The 25551-nt window shown below is 44.7% G+C and carries 27 protein-coding genes and 1 tRNA gene; 10 read left to right on the top strand and 18 right to left on the bottom strand.

Translation table 11 applies throughout. The features are described 5' to 3' along the window. Positions 1 to 15 precede the first annotated feature (15 nt). A complete protein-coding gene (gene miaA, locus FHS57_RS01675) occupies positions 16 to 945 on the top strand; it encodes a tRNA (adenosine(37)-N6)-dimethylallyltransferase MiaA (RefSeq protein WP_183971120.1) in 930 nt (309 codons plus the stop codon). Positions 946 to 1234: 289 nt separating this feature from the next. Then, positions 1235 to 1579, top strand: coding sequence for a thioredoxin (trxA, locus tag FHS57_RS01670; RefSeq protein WP_183971119.1), 345 nt, complete (start codon positions 1235 to 1237; stop codon positions 1577 to 1579). A gap of 68 nt (positions 1580 to 1647) precedes the next feature. Here trxA and FHS57_RS01665 read toward each other — a convergent pair whose 3' ends face one another. From FHS57_RS01665 to trpS, 7 genes are all read right to left on the bottom strand, one after another. After that, on the bottom strand, positions 1648 to 2211 hold the full coding sequence (locus FHS57_RS01665) for a 50S ribosomal protein L25/general stress protein Ctc (protein ID WP_183971118.1): 564 nt from the start codon (positions 2209 to 2211) through the stop codon (positions 1648 to 1650). 91 nt (positions 2212 to 2302) lie between these two features. Further along, positions 2303 to 3247, bottom strand: coding sequence for a ribose-phosphate pyrophosphokinase (locus FHS57_RS01660; protein ID WP_028521923.1), 945 nt, complete (start codon positions 3245 to 3247; stop codon positions 2303 to 2305). Positions 3248 to 3522: 275 nt separating this feature from the next. Continuing rightward, positions 3523 to 4092, bottom strand: coding sequence for a hypothetical protein (locus FHS57_RS01655; protein ID WP_183971117.1), 570 nt, complete (start codon positions 4090 to 4092; stop codon positions 3523 to 3525). 56 nt (positions 4093 to 4148) lie between these two features. After that, complete coding sequence (locus FHS57_RS01650; protein ID WP_183971116.1) at positions 4149 to 4586, bottom strand: SRPBCC domain-containing protein; 438 nt, start codon at positions 4584 to 4586, stop codon at positions 4149 to 4151. Between the two features lie 81 nt (positions 4587 to 4667). Next, a complete protein-coding gene (locus FHS57_RS01645; protein ID WP_183971115.1) occupies positions 4668 to 5249 on the bottom strand; it encodes a Crp/Fnr family transcriptional regulator in 582 nt (193 codons plus the stop codon). 27 nt (positions 5250 to 5276) lie between these two features. Beyond that, positions 5277 to 5867: a phosphatase PAP2 family protein gene (locus FHS57_RS01640; RefSeq protein ID WP_183971114.1), complete on the bottom strand. Its 591-nt coding sequence runs from the start codon at positions 5865 to 5867 to the stop codon at positions 5277 to 5279. A 194-nt stretch (positions 5868 to 6061) separates the two neighbouring features. Then, complete coding sequence (gene trpS, locus FHS57_RS01635; RefSeq protein WP_183971113.1) at positions 6062 to 7039, bottom strand: tryptophan--tRNA ligase; 978 nt, start codon at positions 7037 to 7039, stop codon at positions 6062 to 6064. 107 nt (positions 7040 to 7146) lie between these two features. On the opposite strand from trpS, the gene FHS57_RS01630 reads away from it, so the two are divergent. The 3 genes from FHS57_RS01630 (at position 7147) to FHS57_RS01620 (ending at position 8554) form a co-directional block, all read left to right on the top strand. Continuing rightward, complete coding sequence (locus tag FHS57_RS01630; RefSeq protein ID WP_183971112.1) at positions 7147 to 7827, top strand: DUF2461 domain-containing protein; 681 nt, start codon at positions 7147 to 7149, stop codon at positions 7825 to 7827. Between the two features lie 78 nt (positions 7828 to 7905). Further along, the gene (locus FHS57_RS01625; protein WP_183971111.1) at positions 7906 to 8334 is read left to right on the top strand and encodes a retropepsin-like aspartic protease; all 429 of its coding nucleotides are present in this window, start codon (positions 7906 to 7908) and stop codon (positions 8332 to 8334) included. 13 nt (positions 8335 to 8347) lie between these two features. After that, positions 8348 to 8554, top strand: coding sequence for a metallophosphoesterase (locus FHS57_RS01620; RefSeq protein ID WP_183971110.1), 207 nt, complete (start codon positions 8348 to 8350; stop codon positions 8552 to 8554). A gap of 75 nt (positions 8555 to 8629) precedes the next feature. Here the strand turns inward: FHS57_RS01620 and FHS57_RS01615 are convergent, their stop codons facing one another. Both FHS57_RS01615 and FHS57_RS01610 read right to left on the bottom strand, forming a co-directional pair. Continuing rightward, entirely contained in the window at positions 8630 to 9010 is a 381-nt protein-coding gene (locus FHS57_RS01615; RefSeq protein ID WP_221225527.1) for a DoxX family protein, read from the bottom strand. A gap of 86 nt (positions 9011 to 9096) precedes the next feature. Beyond that, positions 9097 to 9600 (bottom strand): SRPBCC family protein, encoded by a 504-nt coding sequence (locus FHS57_RS01610; protein WP_183971108.1) that lies wholly within the window; start codon positions 9598 to 9600, stop codon positions 9097 to 9099. Between the two features lie 723 nt (positions 9601 to 10323). Between FHS57_RS01610 and FHS57_RS01605 the strand changes: the two genes are divergently transcribed. Then, positions 10324 to 11577 (top strand): cation:proton antiporter, encoded by a 1254-nt coding sequence (locus FHS57_RS01605; protein WP_183971107.1) that lies wholly within the window; start codon positions 10324 to 10326, stop codon positions 11575 to 11577. A 48-nt stretch (positions 11578 to 11625) separates the two neighbouring features. On the opposite strand, the gene FHS57_RS01600 is transcribed toward FHS57_RS01605, so the two are convergent. The 9 genes from FHS57_RS01600 to FHS57_RS01560 all read right to left on the bottom strand — a co-directional run bounded on the left by FHS57_RS01600 (position 11626) and on the right by FHS57_RS01560 (position 20577). Further along, positions 11626 to 12639, bottom strand: a complete 1014-nt coding sequence (locus FHS57_RS01600; RefSeq protein ID WP_183971106.1) for a zinc-binding alcohol dehydrogenase family protein — start codon at positions 12637 to 12639, stop codon at positions 11626 to 11628. Positions 12640 to 12708: 69 nt separating this feature from the next. Then, entirely contained in the window at positions 12709 to 13296 is a 588-nt protein-coding gene (locus tag FHS57_RS01595) for an O-methyltransferase (RefSeq protein ID WP_183971105.1), read from the bottom strand. Positions 13297 to 13309: 13 nt separating this feature from the next. Next, positions 13310 to 13933, bottom strand: coding sequence for a class I SAM-dependent methyltransferase (locus FHS57_RS01590; protein ID WP_183971104.1), 624 nt, complete (start codon positions 13931 to 13933; stop codon positions 13310 to 13312). A 141-nt stretch (positions 13934 to 14074) separates the two neighbouring features. Beyond that, positions 14075 to 15409 (bottom strand): hypothetical protein, encoded by a 1335-nt coding sequence (locus tag FHS57_RS01585; protein ID WP_183971103.1) that lies wholly within the window; start codon positions 15407 to 15409, stop codon positions 14075 to 14077. Between the two features lie 141 nt (positions 15410 to 15550). Then, complete coding sequence (locus FHS57_RS01580; protein WP_183971102.1) at positions 15551 to 16408, bottom strand: LytR/AlgR family response regulator transcription factor; 858 nt, start codon at positions 16406 to 16408, stop codon at positions 15551 to 15553. 59 nt (positions 16409 to 16467) lie between these two features. Further along, the gene (locus tag FHS57_RS01575; protein ID WP_221225544.1) at positions 16468 to 17220 is read right to left on the bottom strand and encodes a succinate dehydrogenase/fumarate reductase iron-sulfur subunit; all 753 of its coding nucleotides are present in this window, start codon (positions 17218 to 17220) and stop codon (positions 16468 to 16470) included. A gap of 91 nt (positions 17221 to 17311) precedes the next feature. Beyond that, on the bottom strand, positions 17312 to 17659 hold the full coding sequence (locus tag FHS57_RS01570) for a four helix bundle protein (protein WP_183971100.1): 348 nt from the start codon (positions 17657 to 17659) through the stop codon (positions 17312 to 17314). Positions 17660 to 17690: 31 nt separating this feature from the next. Further along, on the bottom strand, positions 17691 to 19679 hold the full coding sequence (locus FHS57_RS01565; protein ID WP_183971099.1) for a fumarate reductase/succinate dehydrogenase flavoprotein subunit: 1989 nt from the start codon (positions 19677 to 19679) through the stop codon (positions 17691 to 17693). Positions 19680 to 19791: 112 nt separating this feature from the next. Next, entirely contained in the window at positions 19792 to 20577 is a 786-nt protein-coding gene (locus FHS57_RS01560) for a succinate dehydrogenase cytochrome b subunit (protein WP_122928942.1), read from the bottom strand. Between the two features lie 315 nt (positions 20578 to 20892). Between FHS57_RS01560 and FHS57_RS01555 the strand changes: the two genes are divergently transcribed. From FHS57_RS01555 to FHS57_RS01540, 4 genes are all read left to right on the top strand, one after another. Next, positions 20893 to 23754 (top strand): T9SS type B sorting domain-containing protein, encoded by a 2862-nt coding sequence (locus FHS57_RS01555; protein ID WP_183971098.1) that lies wholly within the window; start codon positions 20893 to 20895, stop codon positions 23752 to 23754. Between the two features lie 113 nt (positions 23755 to 23867). Next, positions 23868 to 24257, top strand: coding sequence for a thiol-disulfide oxidoreductase DCC family protein (locus FHS57_RS01550; protein ID WP_183971097.1), 390 nt, complete (start codon positions 23868 to 23870; stop codon positions 24255 to 24257). A 95-nt stretch (positions 24258 to 24352) separates the two neighbouring features. After that, the gene (gene fabD, locus FHS57_RS01545; RefSeq protein WP_183971096.1) at positions 24353 to 25228 is read left to right on the top strand and encodes an ACP S-malonyltransferase; all 876 of its coding nucleotides are present in this window, start codon (positions 24353 to 24355) and stop codon (positions 25226 to 25228) included. Between the two features lie 136 nt (positions 25229 to 25364). Further along, positions 25365 to 25435: transfer RNA gene (locus FHS57_RS01540), tRNA-Gln, on the top strand. Positions 25436 to 25551: the final 116 nt, after the last annotated feature.

Raw genomic sequence — 25551 nt, 5'->3', positions numbered from 1 at the left:
TTTTTGTTAATTGACATGACAAACGCTCCGCTCATTGTCATTCTTGGCCCTACTGCCTGCGGAAAAACCCGCTTGGCTACACAGCTTGCGGCCCAAATCGAAGGAGAAATTATCAGCGCTGATTCGCGGCAGGTGTACCGAAGAATGAACATCGGTACAGGGAAAGATTTGGACGAATATGTAGTTGACGGGAAAAGCATTCCCTATCACCTCATCGACATCTGTGACGCAGGCGAAGCGTATCACGTACATCGTTTCCAAGTCGATTTTCAGGCTGCTTTTAGCGATATTCAGAGCCGCCGCCACACGCCTATTTTATGCGGCGGGACGGGGCTGTACATCGAATCGGTCTTAAAGCAATACCAGTTTACGAGCATCCCCGTTGATGAAACACTACGACAGCAACTTGAAACGCTGTCGGATGAAGCCCTGTTAACGCGTTTTAATACCACTTCCTCGGCTTATTCTTCACTAGCGGACACATCCACCCGAAAACGGCTCGTGCGTGCCATAGAGATTGCTACGTACCTACAAACGCATTCGTTTGAAACAGCACCACCCACCCCGCTTCATTACCAAATTTTCGGGCTTGATTTACCCGTCGAAGAACGACGAACGCGCATTACCCGCCGCTTGCATCAGCGCCTTCAAAACGGGATGATTGACGAAGTACAGGCCCTGCTCCACCAAGGACTTACTCCCGAACAGCTCATTTATTACGGATTAGAGTACAAATTCATGACCGAATACCTCACTGGAGTGCTGACTTACGACACGATGGTCGAGCGGCTCAACGTTGCCATTCATCAGTTTGCCAAACGCCAAATGACCTTTTTCCGTAAAATGGAGCGCAACGGTCTAACAATTCACTGGTTAGATGCCCTTGCCCCCATTGACCAATTGGTAGCGACAATAAAAACTAGCCTCTTCCCTAAACTGTCTTGAAGGTTTTTCCAGTGGCGCAGGTTTCTGCCTCGTGGTGAAGGTTTCTGCTCGTGGTGAAGGTTTCTCAAAACCTTCACGGTATCCTCCCTGTGGTTCAGGTTTCTCAAAACCCGAACTTCGTACTTTCGGTTTCTCAAAACCGAAGCCCCTTTCCTCAAAAACACTGAATCAGAACACTGCGAAAGATTGCTGTGTTTACTTTGGAACTTTTACAAGGGGTCAAATGGTTTACTGATTAAATATTTAAACACATATTTATCGTACCGGCGACCCGGTCATTCTTACGAAAATGGGAAAGGCACTCGAAATCACGGATGCTAACTTTAGCGAAATAGTAGAAAATTCTGATAAGACCATTACATTGGTTGACTTTTGGGCAGAATGGTGTGGACCTTGCCGTTTGGTAGGCCCTGTGGTAGAAAAACTTGCAGGTGACTTCGACGGTAAAGCAACAGTTGGTAAGGTTGACGTTGACTCAAACCCTGAAACAGCTGTTAAATTTGGAATTCGTAGTATCCCTACGTTGTTGTTCTTCCAAGATGGCAAGATGGTTGACCGCGTAGTAGGTGCGGTTCCAGAAGCTGCGTTGAAAGCAAAATTAAACTCTTTCTTCCCTGAAAGCGAGCAGGTATAAGCATTTGCATACCAACAACATAAAACTAAGAAAGCCCCGCAAATGCGGGGCTTTCTTACGTAAGAAGATTACTTCAACGTACCGCGCAATGCACGTGGGATTTCCACACCTGCGATTGGCAACGAAGGGTTGTTCAAAATTTTGAACCCTTCTACTTTCAAATGACCTACTTTCACTGATTTACCCAAGTCAAGTTCAGCTACTGGTACATCCACGTAATCAGGGATGCTATCTGCCATACCTAGAACTTTGATTTTGTGGAGTTTTTGTACCAATTTACCCCCTTTACTCACACCTACTGCCGTTCCGATGAAACGAACAGGTACATCTACTTTGATTTCTTTTCCTTCTTGAATCAACAAGAAGTCAGCGTGAAGGATAATGTCACTTACTGGGTGATATTGTACATCCTGCAAAATCGCTTGGTATGTAGTTCCTTCGATGTTCAACGTTACGTTATACACATCTGGTGTAAAAAGTAAATCGCGGAACAAATACATTGGAGCTGAGAAGTGAACTTGCTCTGCACCTCCGTACAATACACATGGAACCATTGCTTCTAAACGCAACGTGCGAGCTTCTTGTTTGCCGAGATTCGCTCTTTTAAACCCTACAATCTCTGTACTTTTCATAATTAATTGGCCCCTAATCCCTAAGGGGAGTGTTTGAGTGAATCGTACCCTGGGATTAAAAAGGTACGTGTTAGATAGCGCAAACTTGTGCTTACGCTGGATTTATAAATAATGAGCTAATAGATTCGTGGTCACGGATGCGGCCGATGGCTTTGGCAAAAAGCTCTGACACCGACAATACCTTGATTTTTTCGTTTTCTTCGCGCAACGGAATGGTATCCGTAACGATGAGTTCTTCCAATACCGACGTACGAATACGTGTGTGCGCATCTCCTGACATCACAGGGTGAGTACAAATAGCCCGAACCGACTTAGCGCCTTTACTCATAACGAGTTCAGCGGCTTTGCACATGGTTCCGCCCGTATCAATTAAGTCGTCAATAAAGACAACGTTGGCGTCTTTGACGTCACCAATTACCTGCATCGACGCCACTTCATTGGCACGTTTGCGGTACTTATCGCAAAGGATAATGTCGGCGTTAAAGAACTTCGCAAAATTACGCGCACGGGCCGCACCACCTACGTCGGGCGACGCGATAACGAGGTTTTCTAACTCTAGGCTCTTGATGTAAGGAACAAACACGCTGCTGCCTTCCAAATGCACCATTGGTATATCAAAAAAACCTTGAATTGCTCCTGCGTGAAGGTCGAGCGTCATGATTTGCTCTGCGCCAGCTGCGGTCAGAAGGTTAGCAACCAACTTTGCCGCAATGGGTACGCGAGGTTTGTCTTTGCGGTCTTGACGTGCATAACCAAAGTACGGAATCACGGCCGTTACTTCGTGAGCCGACGCACGCTTGGCGGCGTCAATCATCAACAACAACTCCAAGAAGTTATCTGCCGAGCCAAACATTGACTGAACCAAGTACACATCGCATCCGCGCAATGATTCTTCAAAACTTGGGGACAATTCGCCATCGCTAAAACGGCGTAAATTGTAACCACCTAAGTCGCGCCCGTAGTGGCGAGCGATCTTTTCGGCTAGGTACGTTGATTGTAAGCCAGAAAATATTTTGATTGGATTGAAAGAGGCCATGCCCTGTAGAAAATTTCCGCAAAGGTAGGGAGATTTTTTTAGAAAAGCGAATAGTCCTTCCAAGTTTTGACAAGCTTGGAAGGACTGGCAACTACTTAGTCGGTTTCATACGGGCGAGCCTTGCTTTTACGGTCACGTTGGTTTTAGAACCTACCACAAACCACTTACGACGTGCCGCGAATTGCGGAAAAATAATCATGTAGTACCGTGGGTTTTTGCGCATGAGGTCAAACATCGCCATTTGCTCCACTTATCTTCAGCAAAAACCTATTTATTTAAAATTTATAACCTAAATGGATGGTTGGAAAAATTGACCATGGTTTAGTGGTATAATTCCCCAAAGCAAAATTCACCTTATTCAAAGGAATATTGTAATCTATGCTTGCCCAAGGTGCAATAAAAATGTTGGAAAAAGAGGTATTTTTAAAGAAGAAAAACCGGTATCCCGTATGGACTCCTATGCTAAACGTTTCTTGATTTTGAACCAATTCGGAGGCCCTATGGGTAATTTTGTGCTTGGCATAACCCGCACCTACGCCAGCAAACCACGTTTCTTTTTGGTTAAGTAGGTAATTGATTTTTCCACCTACCCCTCGGCTGTATGTCAAAAATCCTTTGTTTCCGCTGTAAGCTTCGGGTTGATTAGCTCCAAATATTCCCAAATCGTAGCGAAAACGTTTTTTTACATAAATAACGTGAAACGAATAGCCATTTAGAGCAAAGGCAATCGGGTCAGTTTCTAATTCAATACGACTAGTGGATACAGTATCTTGTATCGCGTTTTTTTGAGCAAATGAGTTTTGTATGAGCAATAAAAGCCCAGCAAGAAAAAATGACTTTTTCATGAGATAAGAAGTAAAAAAAATAAAAATGAGAAAGTTAACTAGACTTAGAACAGAGCCTACGCCCCTTGTTCAGCCCGATTTTTAAGCGCCTGATTCATTTTGACAAAGTTGTTTCGGGTGTCGTTTCCAATTTGTTTTAAAATCAGCGAACTAAGAATGCCCGCGAAATTTTCTCCGTGAATAAGGTTGACTTGGTTTTCAGAAATTTCTTCAATTTCAAAGTAATGATGGCCATCAAAAAGCCCTTTTACCCAAAGCGAACCTAGCCAACCAAAGCTTCGATTAGGCTCTACCTGTATTACTTCTGGCTTAAATACAATGGTTTTATCTCCATTTTGAAGCGTATTTTTGAGTTTTGTACCCACTCGTAAAACGCCCTCACTTTTTACAATAAATGGATTCCAAAGGGCATAGGCATTGAGGTCGGCGAGGATGCTCCAAACCTTTTCTTTGGAAGCATTGATGATGATTTCGGTTCTAATTTTGTGTTTCATGACTGCAACATTTAATGATGTTGCAAAAGTAGCTTGCCAACTCCTTCCCCTCCATTAACAATTGTAAAGAAATGCGTTCAGCTAGCGTTTTTGTTGAGCAAGTCGGTTTCGGATGCGGCTCATCGACACGGGAGTCATGCCCAAGTACGAAGCAATAAGGTGATGAGGGACTCGGAGTAATAAATCGCCATTTTGTTCTACGAACTTCGCATAACGTTCCTCTGGGCTATCAAGCAAAAAAGAGGACAAAATTTGTTGCGAATTGATAAAACGTTGCTCGGCAATCTTGCGGGTAAGCACGTTGAATTTGGGCAACTCTTCGTAGAGTTCGTTCATTTTGGGCTGGGTAATAACCAGCAAATCAGCCTCTTCAAGCGCTTCTAACGACTGAATACTGGGCGTTTGTCGCAAAAAACTATCGTAACTACTGGCGAAGAGATTTTCTCGAAAAATAAAGGCCGTAATTTCATCGCCTTCGTTTTCGTAAAAAAGGCGTAGCATCCCTTTATTGATAAAGTACAGTTCGTTGGCCACTTGTCCTTGCCGCACGAGAGAGAATTTTCGAGGCACTTGTTTGAATACAAACGCACTCTCCAAAATTGCCTTTTCACGGTCGGTGAAGGTGACAAATTGAGCAATCAATTGATGCAGCGCGTCAAACATAAACAAGCAAGATTAGCCTAAAAGTAGTTATTTTTTGGCAAAACGAGCTAAAAGAAAGCTTACAATTTTAACCGCCGCAAAGGCCGCGCCTACCCCAATAATCGCCCCTGCAATGATGTCTAATGGATAATGGACTCCTACATAAACGCGGCTGTAAGACACTAGCGCCGCCCACGGAAAAAACCAAAGGAGATACTTATTGGGTCGTTTGACGGTCGGGACAACCGTACCGCAGAGCAGCCATAAAGCCGTGGCCAATCCAAAACTGTTGGCCGCGTGCGACGATGCAAATCCGTAGGTTCCTCCGCAGCCTTCAACCACCAGGTGAATTTTGTCCTGCAAATACGCGACGTGGCAAGGCCGCAAACGCTCCACCCACGGTTTCAGCAAGCTAGAAGCGGTCTGATCGGCAATGATAATCGTTAAAATCAAGGCACCAATCATTCCCGCCGCTTGCTGCTTGTACTGCCACACCAACCAAATAATCAGCAAGGCATACATCGGAATCCACGTATTTCGCTCCGTTACCCAATACATCAGCGTGTCAGCCCAAGGTGCGTGTGCGCCGTTGAGTGACAAAAAAATCTGCGTATCAAGCTGTTGAATCTCGTGGAGCATTTTTTAGTTTACTGTTTGGGGATTGTGTGGAGGGGTACTCATACCCCGACCTTTTCTGTTTCGGGTTTTCAGTTTAGGGTTTCGAGTTTACCGTTTGGGATTGTGTGGAGGGGTACTCATACCCCGACCTTTTTTTCATGTGACAAAACCTTAAACTGAAAAACCCCAAACCTGAAACAGCAAACCGTAAAAAGTTAAGAAAGCCCAATCTTTTCCCGCACTTCGGCTAGTTTTTTGGAAGCGATGGCGCGGGCTTTTTCTTCGCCTTCTTGGAGTTTTTGTTCGAGTGCGGCGGGGTTTTCTTCGTAATAATACGTAAACATCTCGCGCTCTTTGGCAAAACGTGTTTTTAGAGCTTCAAAAAATGCTTGCTTGGCATGACCATAGCCATACCCACCTTTGAGGTAGTTTTCGCGCATGGTTGCAATATCGCTGTCACTGGCTATGAGCGAATATAATTTAAACGTAAGGTCCGTTTCTGGGTTTTTCGGTTCTTCAAGCGGGGTCGAATCCGACAGGATTTTCTTGGTTACTTTCTGCAACTCTTTTTCTGGTTGAAAAAGGTCAATATAGTTTCCGTACGACTTGCTCATTTTTTGTCCGTCGATGCCTGGGATGGTCATCAAACGCTCGTCGATTTTCCCCTCAGGAATCACAAAAGTATCGCCATAGGTACGGTTAAACGCCTCCGCCATGTCGCGGGTCATTTCGAGGTGCTGCTTTTGGTCTTTACCTACGGGAACATAATTAGCATCATAAAGCAAAATATCCGAGGCCATCAATACAGGATACACAAACAAGCCCGCGTTGACATCGGCCAAGCGGTCAGCTTTGTCCTTGAACGAATGGGCATTGGCCAACATCGGATAAGGCGTCAAGCAAGACAAATACCACGTTAGCTCGGTATGATAGGCCGATACCCGCGACTGACGATAAAACACCACTTTATCGGTATCAAGACCACACGCAAGCCACGCCGCCGCTACGGCACGGGTGTTGTCTTGAAGCACTTTCGCATCTTTGATGGTTGTAAGCGAGTGCAAATCTGCAATAAACAAAAACGACTCATTATCAGATTTTTCCGACAACTGAATCGCGGGCAAGATGGCGCCCAAAATGTTACCTAAGTGTGGTTTACCGCTACTCTGGATACCTGTTAATATTCGAGCCATTGTGTATTGTTTGTACTAGTGACGTTTTCCCTTTTCCGCTGCCTTTTAGACAGACCTACGTTTGGGCGCAACAAAATTGCTATTTTTAGGCCAAAATACGAAATCTGATGTTGACACTATCTACCCTTGAGTTTCTTCAAGAACTAGCCGAAAACAATAACCGTGACTGGTTTACTGAGCACCGCAAGCGCTACGATGCCGCCAAAAAAGAGATGGAGGCACTGGTAAAAGGCCTTATCAAAGGCATTGGAGAATTTGAAAACCTTCCCAATACCGAACCCAAAGACTGCTTGTTTCGTATCAACCGCGACATTCGTTTTTCCAAAGACAAAGCTCCCTATAAACAATGGCTTTCGGCGGCGGTTGGCCCAGGGGGTCGGCACTCGGGGCGGATTGATTTTTACCTACACATCCAGCCTGGAGAATCGTTTTTGGGCGCTGGAATGTGGAACCCTACGCCAAAACAACTGGCGAAGTTTCGACAAGAAATTGATTTTAACCCAGAAGCTTTAAAAAATATCATTGAAGCCCCTGAGTTCCGAACGTATTTCCCCGAAGCGTGGGGCGAAAGCCTACAGCGGATGCCCAAAGGCTACCCTGAAAATCATCCTGACATTGCACTATTGAAGCGCAAACAGCTTTTTTTCATGCACAAATACACCGATGCTGAAGTAACTTCGCCACACTTTGCGCAGGAAATCGTCAACGGCTGCCGCCTTATCAAGCCCTATTGTGATTTCTTAAATTACTTGTTTTTTGAGGAAGAAGAAGAAAGCTTTGAGTTGTAATCTTTAGCTATTTTAAGGGCATTTATCTATATTTAACCATCCATTTAGTGTTTTAGTATCTAAAATCACATTTTTTGTATGGGATTGGTATATGCAGAGGTTGAACTTATCAATGCGGAAGATTTAGCATTGGCTCGCAAGTTTTATATTGGCGAAGATGAAATAAAGCGCATGTATGTTACGGGACTTGTTGATACTGGTAGCTATATGCTTTGTATCAATGAATCCATTCAGGCCCAAATGCAGTTTCCAGTCATGGAAAAACGAATTGGCCAAATGGCGAATGGCGACCGCATCGAATGTGAGGTAGTTAGTCAAGTTGAACTGCGCTTTAAAAATAGACGTACAATTTGCAACGCTATGATTCTTCCTGGCGACAGTGAAGTACTCATTGGAGCCATTCCACTTGAAGACATGGATGTGCTTGTCAATCCTTTGCGTCAAGAGCTAATCGTTAATCCAGATCACCCTTATTTTGCCCAAATGAAGTTAAAAGGAGTGAAATAAGGAGTTTGTTCGTATGAAAATCGTCTGTATTTCTGACACGCACAACCTCCATAGAGCGATGTCTGTCCCCGACGGGGATATTCTCATTCATGCAGGTGATATTACCGTGGCTGGCGATGCGCGTGAAGTAGCCGATTTTAATACTTGGCTAGGCACATTACCTCACAAACATAAAGTCGTGGTAGCTGGTAACCACGACTTTTGTTTTTTACTCTCCTAAATACGACAATTGGGCATTTCCTGAGTCACGCCTCCTTCTCTCGATTTCAATGGGACGTAGTACGAAGTGCCATTGTTATTGAACTATAGCACTTCGTAAAGCAAACGATGCTTGTTTATCATAAGCTACATAACATACCCCCAATACCAACAAAGCAGTTAGGGGCACTGCCAAAACGCCAGTGAAACCATCGACCGCGATAAAACTGACTGCGGCACAAATAAAATCAATGGCAAAACCCGCAAAAGCCCATTCCTTAATACGTCTCGGTAGGAATGGCAGCAGAATAACTAACCCTCCCAGAAACTTAAAAATATTCAGCATGAGAGCAAAATAAGGCGGGTAGCCCAAGTGTTGCATAACCTGTCGGCTTTCTTCCGAATTGATGGTAAAGAGCGGCATTAGACCTTGGGTAATAAAAAGTAGGGCAGCTGTTGTCCAAAAGGTTATTTTCATTGTTTTCATGACCGTTTTGTTAATTTTAGTTGGGTTGGTAATTTATCATTCAATTAATGCCAAATTTATTGCCATAAAGGGTGGAGTTATAGCCGCGTCTCCAAGTACTGATCCAAATTTTCGAGTGCCATAGAAAAGCCTTCTTTAAAGCCCATTTCAACCACTTTTTCGAGGTCGCTCAGTGAATCGTACGAAATCGTAATCTCAACGAGGGTTGTTTTGTTGGCCTTTTCTGCAAACACATTGTTCCATAATGAACGCGGAAAATCTTGCACGACAGCCCCATTTTCGTCACAAAAGGCATCGAGCCCCGAAAAGCTTTTTTTAGGCTCTACTTTTTGGTAATCGGCCCTGCACCAATGCACTTCGTTTTCGGGTGAAATCATACAATAGTGCCAATACCCTCCTTCTGAAAAGTCCATGCTTTTGGTTTGGGTACGATACGGCTTCGGCGCCCACCAAAGGTCGAGCAGTTCGGGATTTGTCCACGCTTCCCAAACCAAATCCAAATCTGCGGCAAACTCGCGTTTTACCTGAATAGTGTTGTTTGCCTTGTTTACCGAAAAATCAAAAAGAAAACGGGTGCTCATTGCTGTTTTTGTTTTTTTAAGGTTGATAATACTTCGTCTAATTGAGAAAATCGGCCTTTCCAAATCTTCCTTATTTGGTTGAGCCATTGGTCTATTTTATTCATGATTGCTCATAATTTTAAACAAAAAGAAACCATTTGGTTGCAAATATAATACACAACCAAATGGTTGCAAATTTTTTTGTATTTTTTTTGTGAGGCCAATGATTTACAAAAAACACTAGCTTGCATTTGGAAGAATACATTATTGTACTTTTTATATAGAATAAGCCATCAACCAACCCAAGAAAATGGCGTTTCTTTATGTGCCCAGCGTAGAAAGAAGTATTATTGATTCAAGCCCAATCTTGGTAGTAATCTTGGTATTTACGGAGAAGCTATTTTTTCGCAACTTGGCTATTTTAGTACAGTTTTACCTATAAAATCTCAATTTCTGCTCTAAATATTTTGATTTTTTACAAAAAAATCGTATATTGTTCGTTTCAAGTAAAATACAATTGTATAAGCCGTAAAGCATTTGTTTCTTTTTTAAGCTGTTTTTCAGCCAACTAACAGCCTCCGAAACAAAAAGTGTTTACTGAGTTCGTCTCGATTATGTAGGCTCATACAAACTTACTATTTCTATCACTATTCTAAGTCAACCATTACGCAGTTTTTGATTTTCAACCTAGGTTGACAGGTACTCTTTTACATTTTTTTAAACCATCCACCCCAAAGCACAGCTATGGAATTGTATTATTCATTCTCGGTTCTCATTGTGTTAGCATCTGTTTTTGCTTACATCAATCTCCGTTTTCTAAAGCTCCCTCCTACCATTGGTATCATGGTCATGGCCATTCTCGTCTCCATTATTCTACGGTTCGCGGGGCATTGGCTTTTTCCAATTACTACCCAAAAACTCCTCAAACTCCTCACCGAATTTGACTTTACGGGAGTTTTGATGGGGGCAATGCTAAATTTTCTGCTTTTTGCAGGAGCTATTCACGTCAACTTTGCCGATTTGAAGGAGCATCGCCTTCCTATTCTCACTTTTTCAACCATCAGTGTTATCATTTCCACCTTTATCATTGGTGGGGTTTTGTTCTATGGTCTTCCTTTATTCGGCCTTGAATTACCGTTTTTGTATTGCTTGCTGTTTGGGTCACTGATTTCTCCTACCGACCCCATTGCCGTTTTGGGCATTCTCAAAAAAGCCAACGTTCCCAAATCGCTCGAAACAAAAATCGCAGGGGAGTCACTTTTCAATGATGGCGTCGCCGTTGTGTTGTTTGCCGTGATTTTGGAATTGACACAGGCTACCACCATCGACATCTCGCTGGGGTCTATCAGTTGGCTACTCGCAAAGGAAGCATTAGGCGGCTTACTGCTTGGGGTATTGCTCGGTTTTACGGCTTCTAAAGCCATCAAAGGCATCGACGATTACATCGTTTCGGTACTTATTACGTTATCGGTCGTGATGGGAGGCTACCTCATTGCGCAGGCGACCCACACGTCGGGGCCACTAACGATGGTCGCAGCAGGGCTTATTATTGGAAATTACGGTAAAAAAGCCGCCATGAGCGACGAAACCAAAGACTATCTGACAAAATTCTGGGAGCTAAACGACGAAATTCTGAATGCGATTTTGTTCTTATTCATGGGATTTGAGTTGTTACTTATTCCAGACCTGAAACTGAACACCTACTCCGTCGTATCAGCTATGGCTATTGTTGTCGTTCTTTTTGCGCGTTTTTTATCTATCTGGTTGCCTTCGCTCATTGTTCCTTTCAAGCTCAACAAAGGCTCACTCACGATGCTTGTCTGGGGAGGGTTACGCGGCGGGGTTTCTATCGCCTTGGTACTTGCCATAGGCGCTAACCCCTACAAAGATTTGCTGTTACAAATGACCTACTTCGTGGTGGTCTTCTCTATTATTTTCCAGGGTCTGACTTTGGGAAAAATGTCGGGAAAAGTACTCAACCGAGTAGTGTCTAACTAACCGTCATTAAAGTAAAACGCCTCGGGTTTATTCTCCGAGGCGTTTGGTTTAATACTTAATTACCCATTTCCCAATGGTTGTTCCCGACTCCAGCTGGGCGTGGGCTTGCTTGAGCGTTTCGGCCGATAATCCGTGAAGGGTGTGGGTATGCGTATGAAACAACACTCCTTCGTCGAGTAGCTGTGCCACACGGTTAAGAATATGATGCTGTTCAATCATATCGTCGGTTTGGTAGGTCGAACGGGTGTACATAAACTCCCACGAAAAGCTCACACTTTTACTTTTGAGTTTATTGAGCGCCACAGGTACGGCGCTGCCCGTAATCGAAGCAATGTGTCCTTGTGGCTTGATGAGCTCGGCCATGGCATCCCAATAGCCGTTGTTATCCACAAAATCAACGATAAAATCGACAAACTGAAACCCTGCACCGCGCACTTCCTCTACCAAATTTCGGTGGTTAACAACCACATCAGCTCCCATTTTTTGGCACCATTCGATGGTTTCTGGGCGCGAGGCTGTGGCAATCACTTTCAACCCTAGGACTTTTTTGGCAATTTGAATAGCAATCGACCCTACGCCTCCTGCTCCTCCAATGATGAGCAAGGTTTTGTTTTGATCGCGCTCGGCCGAAAGCCGCATACGGTCAAAAAAGATTTCCCAAGCCGTCAGCACCGTCAAAGGCATGGCCGCCGCTGCTTCGTCGGCCAACGTGGACGGCTGTTTGCCTACAATCCGCTCGTCAATCAATTGATATTCTGAATTACTTCCTGGCTTGGTGATGTCTCCTGCGTAATAAACTTTATCACCGACGCTAAACAAACTTACGTTTTCTCCTACAGCTTCTACCACTCCTGCGGCATCCCACCCGATGATTTTGGGCGTATCTAATACGGTACCTTTGGCGGAATTTTGTCGTATTTTAAAATCAACGGGATTGACCGAAATGGCGCTTATTTTCACGAGTAATTCGTGGCCGCTGGGTTGGGGCTTTGCGGTTTCAAATTCAATAAAACTCTCCTCTTCCGAAATGGGCAACGATGTTTTAAATCCTACTGCTTTCATTGTGTGTGCGTTTGTTTTGGGGATTCTTCATGTAAGTATGTAAGGAGGAAGTAAGGGCGGAAGTTCAACCTAAACACAGGCTACCCACAACAGCCCTGCCCCTACATCGACTGTGGTAAGGAGCATTTGATCGTCTTTTCTGATTAATTGAATAAATTCAAGCACTTCAGAAGCGTGTGAGATGACGTTATCAACCACCAATACGGCGCCTTTGGTACGAATCAGCAAACGGCGTAAATCAGGCCAATAGTTTTTATAGAATGCCCGTTCGGCATCCAGAAAAATAAGGTCATACTTAGGCTCAGCATGTTGCAAAAACTCTTGCGCGTCGATGGTCAGGCAGGTAGTATGGGCTAGAAAGCCAAACTTTTCGAGCGATGCTTGAGCCAATTGCGTTCGTTGCGGCTCTATTTCAATCGTAGTGAGGTGTCCGCCCGTACTTTTAAGGGCATCGGCAAACCAAAGTGTTGAATATCCATTAGAAGTTCCTATTTCTAATAAAGCCTTGGTTTGCTGCCCTCGAATAAGCATCGAAATCAGCAACGCCGACTGTGGTTCAAGATTTCGCCACCTGTCTAGTCGATTAGGTTTTTGTTCATCCTCCAATTTTAAGGTCGTGTAGAGGTGCTCCAATTGAGAAAAAAAAGCCTTATTCATGCGTGAAAACGAGTTATTTTTTTCGTCCTACAAACCGTATTACCGAGCCAATTCCATTGTGGTAAAGCCCTTCTGTCAATTCAATGGCTTTTTCTTCCAATTCGATGATTTCATAATTGGCAAAATCGGCTTCGATTTCTTCTATCGAATACAGCATTTCTATTTCCCTTGGCCCACCCACTTTTTCGTTTTTTGCAACATATTCAAGGTGTTTTTTACTAAATGCCTCAAAAATAATGATACCCCCTCGACGCAAATAGCCGTCTAGTAATAGGTGGTACGGTGATTTCATTTGGGCAGGAAAATGGGCATAAATGAGCGCAATAGCATCAAATTGCTCGGGTTGGTAATGGAGTTGTTCTAATAGCCCTACTTCGTAATCTATTGTTACTTGATGCTTTTCGGCCAACTGTAAGGCTTTTTTTTGCCCTTCTTTACTTACATCAAAAGCCCAAGTTTGCCAGCCCAATGTTGCGGCAAAAACTGCGTTTCGACCTTCTCCTTCGGCAGGGAATAAGATGTTGCCTGGCGAAAATTTTTGTAATTGTTCTTTCAAATAATCGTTAGGCATTTCTCCATACGCATATTCTGACTGACCATAGCGGTCGTTCCAGCGTTCAACCCATGCTTCTTCCATTTTGTGTTTTTTTTGAGGCGATTATTAGCTAGTTGAGTAAGTGATAAAACGAGCTATTCGTTCCCAAGATACTATCAATTTAGAGAAATTGGGCAAAAGCCAAACCTCCCGAAAGTTGGAAACTTTCGGGAGGTTCTTTCGCTATTTCCACGCCTGTCTTCGTCCGACCATCCACACAAACTGAATAAAATTAAATTCCATTTGGTCAAACATTACTTTTTTCCCTTCGGCTTTGAGGTGGAGGTTGGGCGTATAGCGAAGGTTGGTACGCAACAACCACGTTTCCGAACGGCTAATGCGAATATCCCAACCAAAAATCACACCCAATGCTACTTTTTTGGCTTCGTATGAGTTAGAGACGCCGTTGTCGGTATCCGTAAATCGCAAGTCTTCGTAGGCTAAAGTAGGGCCTACGTAAGGTACAAAACCGTGGTAATCGCCCAAAAATTTGTAGGTTTCAAAAGTGTAGGAACGGCGTTCGTAATTGAGGTGTACGCCGTAACCGCTCATGCCGTAGCCTAATTTACGGTACGAAACGCCCACATTGGCATCCGCTTTGTGAAAGTAACGTCCTGCGGCAATGTCAGGAATCAAACTTCCTGGGCTTTCTTGCTTTAAAAATGGGTACTTATCTTTAACGTATTCTGATTTTGAGATTTCAAACGAGCTTGAGGGGCCTATTCCCACGTACCAGCAGTTCAAGCGGTTGCGGGATTGTAGTTTTTTCACGCCCATTTTCATGTACTTTTCGCCGTATTTAGAAGCCAGCCCTCCGTTGGAATTAATCCAATAACTGAGTCCGACATTGAACGACCAAGGCGATACATCCAATGCTCCGTACTGGGTACGAGAAAGTGGGTATTGGAAATCGGTATAACGCTGGTAGTTGAGCCCCGCTTGAAACAATACTTTTTTGGTGGCATACACAGCACCTGCTTGAAAGGGAAAGGTTGTTTTGGCCACCGACGGCACTGTGGTATAGGTTTTATTGGGTTCGTTGGAGATTTGAGCAAAACTGAATCCTTTTAAAGCTACTCCTACAAAAGGCCGTAATTTTCCTTCCTTGATAGCCCACGGAAAAAAACGTGCGCCCGTTTCTACGCCTTCGTTGTAGGAAACATTGGCCAATTCGGCAGGGATTTTTTTGCCAAATTGAGCTACAGGAATGGAGACGTAAAAATCAGCGTGTCCCCAAAAGTGCGTCCCGCCTAATAAAATACGGGGTGAGGTAGTTCCCCCAAAATCAACTGATGACAAGCCGTTCGGGGTGAGATATTGCGTCGTTCCACCCGTGGTCGTAAAAGCGTCTATGCCAAAGTAAGATTTGGCAAATGACGTCCGAACTTTTAAGCGTTCTACCGTTGTGTCCTTTTCAGCGGTTTGCGCATACGCCGAGAAGGAGTGAAGTACCGAACAAACGGCAATAGTAAAAAGGGTTCTTTTGAAAGTGGCTGTTAGGTTCAATAAAGCTTCCATAAAAAAACGGGTTTGTGTTTTGACTGACACAAACGTAGAAGCTCAAAAATGGTTGTCCAAAAAAAAGGGACGTTTGCCTAGGTTTTGGGACAAATGACCCATTTTGGGGCTTTTATCCCCTATTTTGGGACGAATGACAAGCTATTTTTTGAAATAATCAGCCATCAAATCGGTGTAACGGCGGGCAACGGGCAGCGGATAACCCACGTTTTTGAGTTGTAATTTATACCCTTGGGCATTGCCCGTGATTTTGGTTACTTGTTTTAAATTAACAATAAATGAGCGATGACACCGCACGATGTCGCTGTTTTGAATCTGTTCTTCTAATCGACTGAGACTACTCCGAATCAGCATTTTTTGAAGGGTATTTTCCTTTAGAAACACCACTTCCGAATAGTTACTAGCCGACTCGATAAACAACAATTCGTCGGGCGAAAGGCTAAAGGTGTCTTTGAGATTTTCGGCGATTAGCGTAATTGTTTCTAATGACGCGGATGTGGGTTGTTCCTCTGTATTTGTTTTAACCGACAGTTTGTCGGTTGCGTATTTGCGCTGCAAACGGGTATAATCAAGCAACGTAATGATGGTCGTAGGAATGATGCCAATGGCGACGGTAATACCTATCCAGCTAAACAGTTCTTTTATCCGAAACGAACTCACAAAAAACCATTGGCTATAGAGCCAGTTTCCGACCGAAATGATGACTAAGATTAACAAGACCCCCAGAATTTCTTTCCCGACCGTCCAGTTTGCTTCCGAATACCAGCGTTTGAACAAAAGTGGCATGGTCAGGCTAATGCCCGACAGGCACAAAAAAGTCACAAGCCCATATCCCGCCAAAATCAGATTTTTATCGGGATGTTGCCAATACGAAGCCCCAAAAGGTTGAAAAACAATCAAAAATAGGGCAATAAAGCACCCTGCGCCTGCCGAAACCAAGAGCCAATAGCGAGAAAATAGCGCGTTGTGCGGGTAGGGTTGTGAAAGTAATGAAGTCATAAGATACAGAAAAAAAGCCACTCCGAGGAATGGCTTTTTTATGAAGATGGTGTAAAAAATTACACTCCCTGTGAAGTCAATTTAGCGCCTAAGTATTCGCGGTTGAGGCGGGCGATGTGCTCCAAAGAGATTTCTTTAGGACACTCTGCCGAGCAAGCACCTGTGTTGGTACACGAGCCAAAGCCTTCTTCGTCCATTTGCGCTACCATACGCTCTACGCGCATTTTACGTTCTGGCTGGCCTTGTGGCAACAACGCAAATTGTGATACTTTGGCCGACACGAATAGCATCGCGGAAGCATTTTGACAAGCCGCTACGCAAGCGCCACAGCCGATACACGCCGCTGCTGCAAATGCTTCGTCGGCGTCTTCTTTGGCAATTGGAATGCTGTTTGCGTCCTGTGCATTACCCGTATTGACCGATACGAACCCACCTGCCGCTTGAATGCGGTCAAAGGCAGCACGATCAACCACCAAGTCTTTGATAACAGGGAAAGCTTTGGCGCGCCAAGGCTCTACCACGATGGTGTCGCCGTCGCTAAAGCTACGCATGTGCAACTGGCAAGTGGTAATACCACCTTTGGGGCCGTGTGGACGGCCATTGATGTACATGCTGCACATTCCACAGATACCTTCGCGGCAATCGTGGTCGAAAGCGATAGGTTCTTTGCCTTCCCCGATGAGTTGTTCGTTCAACACGTCGAACATCTCTAAGAATGACATATCGGGCGAAATACCAGCAACTTGGTACGTTTCGATTTTCCCTTCTGTTTTTTTATTTTTTTGTCTCCACACCTTCAAGGTGAGATTCATATTTCCGTGACTCATTTGAATTTGAAAATTTGAAAATTTGAAAATTTGAAAATCGCAATGGCAAGCCCTCTGGGCAGCTCCGCGTTAAAAATCATCCTTTTGAGGTACCAATGATTTTAGCCAATATTTTCATAATCTGGTTAACCTCATCCAATAGCATTTCACAATTAGGATAATTGGGTGCATGTTGGCAAAGAACCAACCAGTATTCTGTTTCATCAGCTTCTTTCGCGGCTACTTTCATTTTGTGAATAAAATCAGCTTTACTCTCGGCATTTTGAGCCTCTCTGACATTTGCGCCAATTGAAGTCGCCGATTTTAAAAGCTGATTACTTATCACATACTTTCGTTTTTCCTCTAGCAATTCACAGAATGTGATAATTTGAAGTGAAAATTGTAGTGTCTTAGTCACTATTACATTTTCTTTATCATTTCTCATTTTCAAATTATCACATTTTCAAATTACCTCATTATTTATAACTCCGTTGGGCAATCTTGATGTTTTCATACACCAAATCCTCTTTGTGGAGTTCCCATTGGCTTTCACCTTGGTGTTCCCACGCCGCTACGTACATGTAGTTTTCGTCATCGCGAAGTGCCTCACCTTCTTCGGTTTGGTATTCTTCACGGAAGTGACCACCACACGATTCGTTGCGGTTGAGGGCATCGCGACACATCAATTCGCCCAACTCAATAAAGTCAGCCACGCGGCCAGCTTTGTCAAGTTCAGGGTTAAATTCATCGACATCACCCATTACGCGAACATCAGACCAGAATTCCTTTTTCAATGCTTGGATTTCTGAGATAGCCTCTTTCAAACCAGCTTCGTTACGTGCCATACCGCACTTATCCCACATGATTTTTCCTAAACGCTTGTGGAACGCTTCTGGCGAGGTTTTTCCTTGAATAGAAACAAGTTTCGTAATACGGTCTTTTACTTGTTTTTCTGCTTCCACAAACGCAGGGTGGTCAGTAGAAATCGCGTTGGTACGGATTTCGTTGGCCAAATAAGCTCCGATGGTGTAAGGAATCACGAAGTATCCATCGGCCAAGCCTTGCATCAAGGCACTTGCTCCGAGGCGGTTGGCACCGTGATCAGAGAAGTTAGCTTCTCCCAACGCGTACAAACCTGGCACCGTTGTCATCAAGTTATAGTCAACCCAAAGCCCACCCATAGTATAGTGAACCGCAGGATAAATACGCATTGGCACTTCATACGGGTCCTCGCCTGTGATTTGTTTGTACATATCAAACAAGTTTCCGTATTTCTCTTTTACTACGGCCTTTCCTAATTCCGTGATTTTTTCAGCCGACGCGTCATGGAGGTTCAATTTGTTCACTTCGCCTTTTCCATAGCGCTGAATCGCCGCCGAATAGTCGAGATAAACCGCCATTTTCGACGTTCCTACGCCATAGCCAGCATCGCAACGCTCTTTGGCGGCACGCGAGGCAATGTCACGAGGTACGAGGTTACCAAACGCAGGATAACGACGCTCCAAGTAATAATCGCGTTCGTCTTCTGGAATTTGGTCCGCAGGGCGGGTATCATTTTTCTTTTTAGGCACCCAAATACGGCCGTCATTACGCAACGATTCCGACATCAACGTCAGTTTCGACTGGTGATCGCCCGATACAGGAATACAAGTTGGGTGAATTTGCGTAAAGCAAGGGTTTCCGAAGAACGCTCCTTTTTTGTGTGCTTTCCACGCCGCCGTTACGTTAGATCCCATGGCGTTGGTTGAAAGGTAAAATACGTTTCCGTAGCCACCTGTACAAAGCAACACCGCATGACCGAAATGACGCTCTACTTCACCCGTTACGAGGTTACGCGCAATGATACCACGGCATTTGCCATCAATCACTACGACGTCGAGCATTTCGTGACGCGAGTACATTTTTACCGTCCCCAATCCTACTTGACGCTGAAGGCCCGAATAAGCTCCCAAAAGAAGCTGTTGACCTGTTTGTCCAGCGGCGTAGAAGGTACGCTGTACTTGGGTACCACCAAACGAACGGTTTGACAACAAGCCGCCGTACTCACGGGCAAAAGGTACACCTTGCGCTACGCATTGGTCAATGATTGAAGCTGATACTTGTGCCAAGCGATAAACGTTTCCTTCGCGAGCGCGGTAGTCACCTCCTTTGATGGTATCATAAAACAAACGATAGGTAGAGTCACCGTCGTTTTGATAGTTTTTAGCAGCATTGATTCCCCCTTGAGCAGCGATTGAGTGCGCACGGCGGGCAGAATCTTGAAAACAAAAAGCTTTCACAGAATATCCTAGTTCGGCCAACGTCGCAGCAGCTGACGCTCCTGCCAAACCAGTTCCTACAACGATAATTTCGAGTTTCCGCTTGTTGGCGGGGTTGACGAGCGCTACCGTAGAGCGGTACTTTGTCCACTTACTTTCAAGCAGCCCATCAGGGATTTTGGCGTCCAATTTTGGTGATGTTGCCATATTTTCTAATTTGAAAATTGAAAAATTCGATAATTTGAAAATGATGTAATAGTGAGAACTTGGTTGTGCTTCATTAGCACATTTTCAAATTCTCAAATGGGCACATTCATCATCACATGCTCTTGAAAAAGAAGTACAAAGGCATCAAAGCGAAACCAATTGGAATGATGATACCGAATACCCCAACGCCCAAGAAATTGAGTAAAGGGTTGTACTTAGAGTGATTGATTCCCAATGTTTGGAAAGCACTCTTAAAGCCATGCACCAAGTGAAACGACACAGCAAACATAGAAAGCACGTAGAAAAGTACTAAAATTGGGTTTTTGAACCCTTCCATTACGCTACGGTACAAGTCTTTCACGATTACCACGCGCGTTTGGTTTTCTTCACGTACAAATTCCTCCATTTTGCCTTTGATTTCACCTTCGAAAGGAGTAGCTACGACTTCACCAGTGACGAGGTTTTGCTCATACTGCGTGTAAGGCACGTATCCAAACTTGTATTCAAACCAGAAGTTTGACATGTGAACGACGATAAACACAAGCAAAATAGTACCAAGCAACGCCATACTACGCGAAAACCACGAGCTATTTGCTTTTCCGTTGGAAACCACATAGCGCTGATTTCCACGCGCTTGACGGTTTTGTTTTGCCAAATACAAACCTTCAAAGGCGTGTAATAAAATAAGCGCGTACAGGCCGTACGAAACCGTTTTGATGAGGGGGTTGGTGGTCATAAAAACGGCATAGACATTGAAGGCCAAGCCGTCATCATGTTTGAACAACTGTAAATTTCCACTCATGTGAACAATCAGAAAAGAGCATAAAAACAAGCCAGAAAGGGCCATGACCAACTTTTTTCCAATTGAGCTTGATAGTGTTTGAGTAACCCAAGACATATCTAAGTTTTTTAAATTAAAACGATGATTATTACTATTTTCAGCGGTCAAAAGTAGGTCTCAATTAATTTAGAAACAATCTAAAATCAAACTTTTTTTGCTAATTAGCAATAGTCATTTAAAGCACAAATTTGTAACTGAGTGTGTCATTTTTTTGTTTTAGCATCAAGCACAAAAAATACGTCTCTAAAAAAGAAAGCGGTGGAAAAAGCAATAAAATTTACACCATTTTCCTGAAATATTCGTTTTAAAAATACTATTTGCAGACCACTAGCTGCAATCGACACTGTACCCAATCATACCCCATAGTTACCCATGAGGAATTTGACACTACGTATTCTACTTCTTTGGTTGTGCATTTGTAGTGCATACTATTCTTATGCCACGCACGTTCGCGCGGGCGAGATTACAGCAAGTCGCATCTCCGACCGAGATCTTACTTATAGGCTAACCCTCACGACCTACCATGATGAAATTGGGGGGCGCATGGCCAGCGAAGGCCAAAACGACGTAACGTTTTGTATTCGTCCTTTCAACGGAGGGGCAGGAACCACATTGCTGGTTGAACGGACTGGACGAGCGCCCATCAACGTAGCAACTACGATCAACACTTTCAGTAAGCCGTTTACGTTTTCTTCCCCTGGGGTATATGTCATTTCGGTGGGTATTGAAAACCGCAACGATGGCGTAGTTAATATGTCTAACTCGGTCAATACGCCGTTTTACGTAGAAACTGTCTTGGTTATCAATGCCTCTCTAGGGCTCAATCGCACGCCCGTCATGCTCAACCCTCCTTTGGATTCAGCACGTACTGGCCAAAAATTCTGCCATAACCCTGCGGCTTTTGATGCCGATGGCGATAGCCTTTCTTATCGTCTTTCTATTCCAAAACAAGGAACTCCAGGAACCTGTATCAACCGCAACGTAAATGGGTATCGTGATCCTGCCCTTGGCGTAGATCCTGATGCAAAAAACGAATTACAAAATGCCCCAGCTACCTTCACCATCGACCCCATTACGGGAGATTTGTGCTGGGATGCTCCTGCTAGGACAGGGATTTATAACGTTGCTTTTATCATTGAAGAATGGCGCGACGGCGTCAAGATTGGTGAGGTAGTCCGAGATATGCAAATTGTAGTAGCCGATGGCCCCAACCGACGGCCACTGCTCGACCCCATTGCGAATGTGTGTGTAGAAGCAGGGCAAATCGCCTCCCAAACAGCCCGTGCTACCGACCCCGACAATAATCGTCTGATATTTTCGGCATACGGAGGAGTCTTTAACTTAGACCCCCAAGGAAAACCGATTAGTCCTCCTTTGATTGCGACCGACTATGCCACATTTACCCCATCGGTGAGCCAATCGCAAGCCTCTCCTGCCGTAGGAACGTTTCGTTGGCTGACCAATTGCAACCACGTTCGTGAAGCGCCTTACGATGTCGTTATCAAGGTCGAAGATTTACCTGGACGTAATCAAATTCAATTGGCTTCGCTCGAATCGTTTTCCATTCGGGTTGTTGCGCCCAAACCTTCTGGCCTTACAGCCACCCCATCCACGGGCACAGCCGCAGGCTTTACGCTTACTTGGACTTCCTATCGCTGCCAGCTACCTGGAGCTCAAATGATTATTTATCGAAAAGAAGGATGTTCGGGTGGAACGTTTAGCGGATGTACCAACCCAGGTGACCCACTTGCTTTGGGCTATACTGAAGTAGGGCGCGTTCCTGTCAATGCCACTACTTTTACTGATGACAACAATGGCCTTGGTTTGAGAAGAGGTGGTGTTCAGTACAGCTACCGTATTCGTGTGGCATACGCCCTTCCACAGGGCGGATTCAGCCCACTTTCGGACGAAACGTGCTTAGACCTACCTGCGCAAACCCCTGTGCTCACCAACGTAACCGTGGATACAACCAGCACAAACCGAGGTGTTATTACGGTAAAATGGACTCGTCCGCCGTTTAAAGCAAGCGATGTCCCTGGCCCTTACCAATATCGCTTGTCGAGAGCAACAGGCTTAAATGGCACCGACTTCACCCTTATTGCCACCATCAATACCAACTTGGACGCTACGGTTGATACCATTTATGTGGATCGTAATCTCAATACCGTTCAAAATGGGTATCGCTACCGTTTGGAGTTTTTCCATACCCTCAACGGTACGCTCACGAGTCTCGGAGTTACGGAGGCTGCCAGCAGCGTTCGTTTATCCGTTTCTCCTGCCAACCAAGGCTTACGCCTCAACTGGCAAGCAGTAGTGCCTTGGCGCAACGAAAACCAACGACACCGCGTGTATCGGGAAGTTAGAAATCGCCCAGGTACGTTTAACCTCATCGCGGAAGTGTCTGTGCAAAGTGCAAGCACCTTTACTTACATCGACGATGGTACCGACCGTTTTACAGCCGATGGTACGCACACGATCAAACTCTCGACCGATTCTACGTACTGCTACCGCGTTGAAACGGTAGGCACTTACGATAGCCCTCGGATTAGAGTGGGGCAACTGTATAATTTCTCGCAAATTGTGTGTGCCGCTCCCGCCGATAGCACCAAACCTTGCCCACCCGTTTTGACCATTGATGCCCTCAATTGTGATAACCCGACAGGGCTTGAATGTGCCTCTTCGGTCGTTAACAATACCCTCAACTGGACCTACCCTGTCAGAGGCACCAACAACCAAGAATGTGCGGCTGCGGTTAGCTACAATGTTTATTTTACCCGTTATCCAGAAGACCCTTTTACTAAAGTAGGACAAACTACCGCCCCAACAACCACCTTCAGACATACAGGGCTAGACTCCTACGCGGGCTGTTATTACGTGACAGCAGTCAGTCGTTTTGGTACTGAAAGTGCTAAGAGTAATACCGTTTGTAACGACAACTGTACGTCACTAAAATTACCCAACGTGTTTACGCCTAATGGTGACGGCAAAAACGACTTGTTTACCCCACTCTCTTGTACTGCCTTTATCGAAACCATCACGTTTGTGGTATATAATCGTTGGGGAACGAAGGTATTTGAAAGTAACAATCCAACTATCAATTGGGATGGCAAAACGTCGGATGGCCAAGACTTGCCTTCAGGAACCTATTACTATCAAGTAACCGTTACCTTCAAAACCTTGCAAAAAACCAGCGAACCCCTCACTTTAAAAGGATGGATTCAGCTGATTAAATAAGATTAGGACAAAACCTATGAAGCTGCGGGAAACTTCAGCTTCATAGGTTTCATGCAATAATTAAAAGGAGGAAATTCGACACTCGTCATTCACTCATTCGACACTCTTTTCCAATGGATATTATTTTCTTTGATGGAGTATGCAACTTTTGCAATGCAAGTGTCAATTTTATCATTACTCATGATTCGACACGTCGTTATCGTTTCGCGTCGCTTCAATCCGAATTAGGCCAGAAAACGCTTCAAGAAAATGGGTATTCAACCGTTGAATTGAACACTATCCTTCTGCTTCGCAACGGAAAACTCTACCAGAAGTCAACAGCAGCCTTAGAAATTGCCCGTTATCTCAAAGGCTGGTCATGGTTGTATGGCTTTATTATTCTTCCCCGTTTTATTCGAGACGCTTTCTATGGGCTTGTTGCCCGTAACCGGTACCGAATTTTTGGAAAATCAGAAAGTTGCCGCATTCCTACTCCCGAAGAACGCTCCTTGTTTATTGTTTGATAGTTTGGGGCAAGCCTTGTATGTTTGCACTCACATTGCCCCATTCAACGATCAAACTAAACTCCCTCTTGGGGGCGGAGGGCTTCTAAAAATCAATGAAAGCATACGTATTTCCTGGCCAAGGTTCGCAGTTTAGCGGCATGGGCAAAGACCTCTACGAAAACAATGCTCAAGCGCGCGCGCTCTTCGATAAAGCCAACGAAATTTTAGGATTTGAGATAACCAAGGTCATGTTTGAAGGAACCGAAGAAGAACTCAAGCAAACTAATGTTACTCAACCTGCGATTTTCCTACACTCCGTTATTTTGGCTTCGACCGTCGCCGATTTTGCACCCGAGATGGTAGCAGGCCACTCGCTTGGTGAATTTTCTGCTCTGGTAGCGGCAGGCGCATTGTCGTTCGACGACGCCCTTCGGTTGGTCGCTCAGCGTGCGGCTGCCATGCAACGCGCCTGTGATCTAACGCCATCGACCATGGCAGCCGTACTCGGGCTTGACGACGAAAAAATCGAGCAAATCTGCGCTTCGGTAGAAGGTGAAGTCGTGGTAGCGGCCAATTTCAACTGCCCAGGGCAAGTAGTTATCTCAGGCTCACACGAAGGAGTTCGTTTGGCTGGTGAAAAGCTCAAAGAAGCAGGTGCCAAACGCGTGTTGCCACTTCCTGTAGGTGGAGCGTTCCACTCGCCGCTGATGGAGCCTGCCCGCGAAGAATTGGCAGCGGCCATTGAAAACACGCAATTCACCGAACCACGTTGCCCTATTTACCAAAACGTAAACGCCCAAGCTGCTACCGACGTTGCAACAATCAAAGCCAACCTTATTTCACAGCTCACGGCTCCAGTACGCTGGACGCAATCGGTGAAAAACATGGTAGCAGATGGCGCAACCGAGTTTGTGGAATGTGGACCAGGTAAAGTTCTTCAAGGATTGGTAAAAAAAATCGCCCCTGAAGCAGTAACAGCGGCGGTTTAAGCAAAAAAAATATTTGCACAAAGCCGCTGAATATCAAGCGAAAGGCATTTTTTGAAAAATTTATTCTCATTTTTTTTCCAAAAAACGCTTGACACGTAACCAAGAAAGCCGTACTTTTGCACCACCAAAACGGAATTGGTGGATGGTGTAATGGTAACACAGAAGATTTTGGTTCTTTTATTCAGGGTTCGAGTCCTTGTCCGCCAACCGAAGCCTCTCAAGCAATTGAGAGGCTTTTTTGTTTATTGACCTGCTCTTAGCTGTGGGCAAAAAACAAAAAACCCCGACGAAAAAGCATCGGGGCTACTAAGGTATAAAAACGG

The organism is Runella defluvii (assembly GCF_014195535.1).
GTDB lineage: Bacteria > Bacteroidota > Bacteroidia > Cytophagales > Spirosomataceae > Runella > Runella defluvii.
Note: the sequence above shows the minus strand (reverse complement) of the source record. Positions and strands in the feature narration are given on the sequence as shown.

What these genes read in the sequence shown, in the direction of transcription:
- FHS57_RS01645 (WP_183971115.1), bottom strand. Translation starts at nt 5,249, where the DNA reads ATGTTTGACGCGCTGCATCAATTGATTGCTCAATTTGTCACCTTCACC.
- fabD (WP_183971096.1), top strand. Translation starts at nt 24,353, where the DNA reads ATGAAAGCATACGTATTTCCTGGCCAAGGTTCGCAGTTTAGCGGCATG.
- FHS57_RS01575 (WP_221225544.1), bottom strand. Translation starts at nt 17,220, where the DNA reads ATGAATCTCACCTTGAAGGTGTGGAGACAAAAAAATAAAAAAACAGAA.
- FHS57_RS01610 (WP_183971108.1), bottom strand. Translation starts at nt 9,600, where the DNA reads ATGAGCACCCGTTTTCTTTTTGATTTTTCGGTAAACAAGGCAAACAAC.
- FHS57_RS01620 (WP_183971110.1), top strand. Translation starts at nt 8,348, where the DNA reads ATGAAAATCGTCTGTATTTCTGACACGCACAACCTCCATAGAGCGATG.
- FHS57_RS01595 (WP_183971105.1), bottom strand. Translation starts at nt 13,296, where the DNA reads ATGAATAAGGCTTTTTTTTCTCAATTGGAGCACCTCTACACGACCTTA.
- trxA (WP_183971119.1), top strand. Translation starts at nt 1,235, where the DNA reads ATGGGAAAGGCACTCGAAATCACGGATGCTAACTTTAGCGAAATAGTA.
- FHS57_RS01655 (WP_183971117.1), bottom strand. Translation starts at nt 4,092, where the DNA reads ATGAAAAAGTCATTTTTTCTTGCTGGGCTTTTATTGCTCATACAAAAC.
- FHS57_RS01605 (WP_183971107.1), top strand. Translation starts at nt 10,324, where the DNA reads ATGGAATTGTATTATTCATTCTCGGTTCTCATTGTGTTAGCATCTGTT.
- FHS57_RS01630 (WP_183971112.1), top strand. Translation starts at nt 7,147, where the DNA reads ATGTTGACACTATCTACCCTTGAGTTTCTTCAAGAACTAGCCGAAAAC.
- FHS57_RS01640 (WP_183971114.1), bottom strand. Translation starts at nt 5,867, where the DNA reads ATGCTCCACGAGATTCAACAGCTTGATACGCAGATTTTTTTGTCACTC.
- FHS57_RS01600 (WP_183971106.1), bottom strand. Translation starts at nt 12,639, where the DNA reads ATGAAAGCAGTAGGATTTAAAACATCGTTGCCCATTTCGGAAGAGGAG.
- FHS57_RS01560 (WP_122928942.1), bottom strand. Translation starts at nt 20,577, where the DNA reads ATGTCTTGGGTTACTCAAACACTATCAAGCTCAATTGGAAAAAAGTTG.
- FHS57_RS01565 (WP_183971099.1), bottom strand. Translation starts at nt 19,679, where the DNA reads ATGGCAACATCACCAAAATTGGACGCCAAAATCCCTGATGGGCTGCTT.
- miaA (WP_183971120.1), top strand. Translation starts at nt 16, where the DNA reads ATGACAAACGCTCCGCTCATTGTCATTCTTGGCCCTACTGCCTGCGGA.
- FHS57_RS01570 (WP_183971100.1), bottom strand. Translation starts at nt 17,659, where the DNA reads ATGAGAAATGATAAAGAAAATGTAATAGTGACTAAGACACTACAATTT.
- FHS57_RS01615 (WP_221225527.1), bottom strand. Translation starts at nt 9,010, where the DNA reads ATGAAAATAACCTTTTGGACAACAGCTGCCCTACTTTTTATTACCCAA.
- trpS (WP_183971113.1), bottom strand. Translation starts at nt 7,039, where the DNA reads ATGGCTCGAATATTAACAGGTATCCAGAGTAGCGGTAAACCACACTTA.
- FHS57_RS01650 (WP_183971116.1), bottom strand. Translation starts at nt 4,586, where the DNA reads ATGAAACACAAAATTAGAACCGAAATCATCATCAATGCTTCCAAAGAA.
- FHS57_RS01580 (WP_183971102.1), bottom strand. Translation starts at nt 16,408, where the DNA reads ATGACTTCATTACTTTCACAACCCTACCCGCACAACGCGCTATTTTCT.
- FHS57_RS01660 (WP_028521923.1), bottom strand. Translation starts at nt 3,247, where the DNA reads ATGGCCTCTTTCAATCCAATCAAAATATTTTCTGGCTTACAATCAACG.
- FHS57_RS01590 (WP_183971104.1), bottom strand. Translation starts at nt 13,933, where the DNA reads ATGGAAGAAGCATGGGTTGAACGCTGGAACGACCGCTATGGTCAGTCA.
- FHS57_RS01555 (WP_183971098.1), top strand. Translation starts at nt 20,893, where the DNA reads ATGAGGAATTTGACACTACGTATTCTACTTCTTTGGTTGTGCATTTGT.
- FHS57_RS01625 (WP_183971111.1), top strand. Translation starts at nt 7,906, where the DNA reads ATGGGATTGGTATATGCAGAGGTTGAACTTATCAATGCGGAAGATTTA.
- FHS57_RS01585 (WP_183971103.1), bottom strand. Translation starts at nt 15,409, where the DNA reads ATGGAAGCTTTATTGAACCTAACAGCCACTTTCAAAAGAACCCTTTTT.
- FHS57_RS01550 (WP_183971097.1), top strand. Translation starts at nt 23,868, where the DNA reads ATGGATATTATTTTCTTTGATGGAGTATGCAACTTTTGCAATGCAAGT.
- FHS57_RS01665 (WP_183971118.1), bottom strand. Translation starts at nt 2,211, where the DNA reads ATGAAAAGTACAGAGATTGTAGGGTTTAAAAGAGCGAATCTCGGCAAA.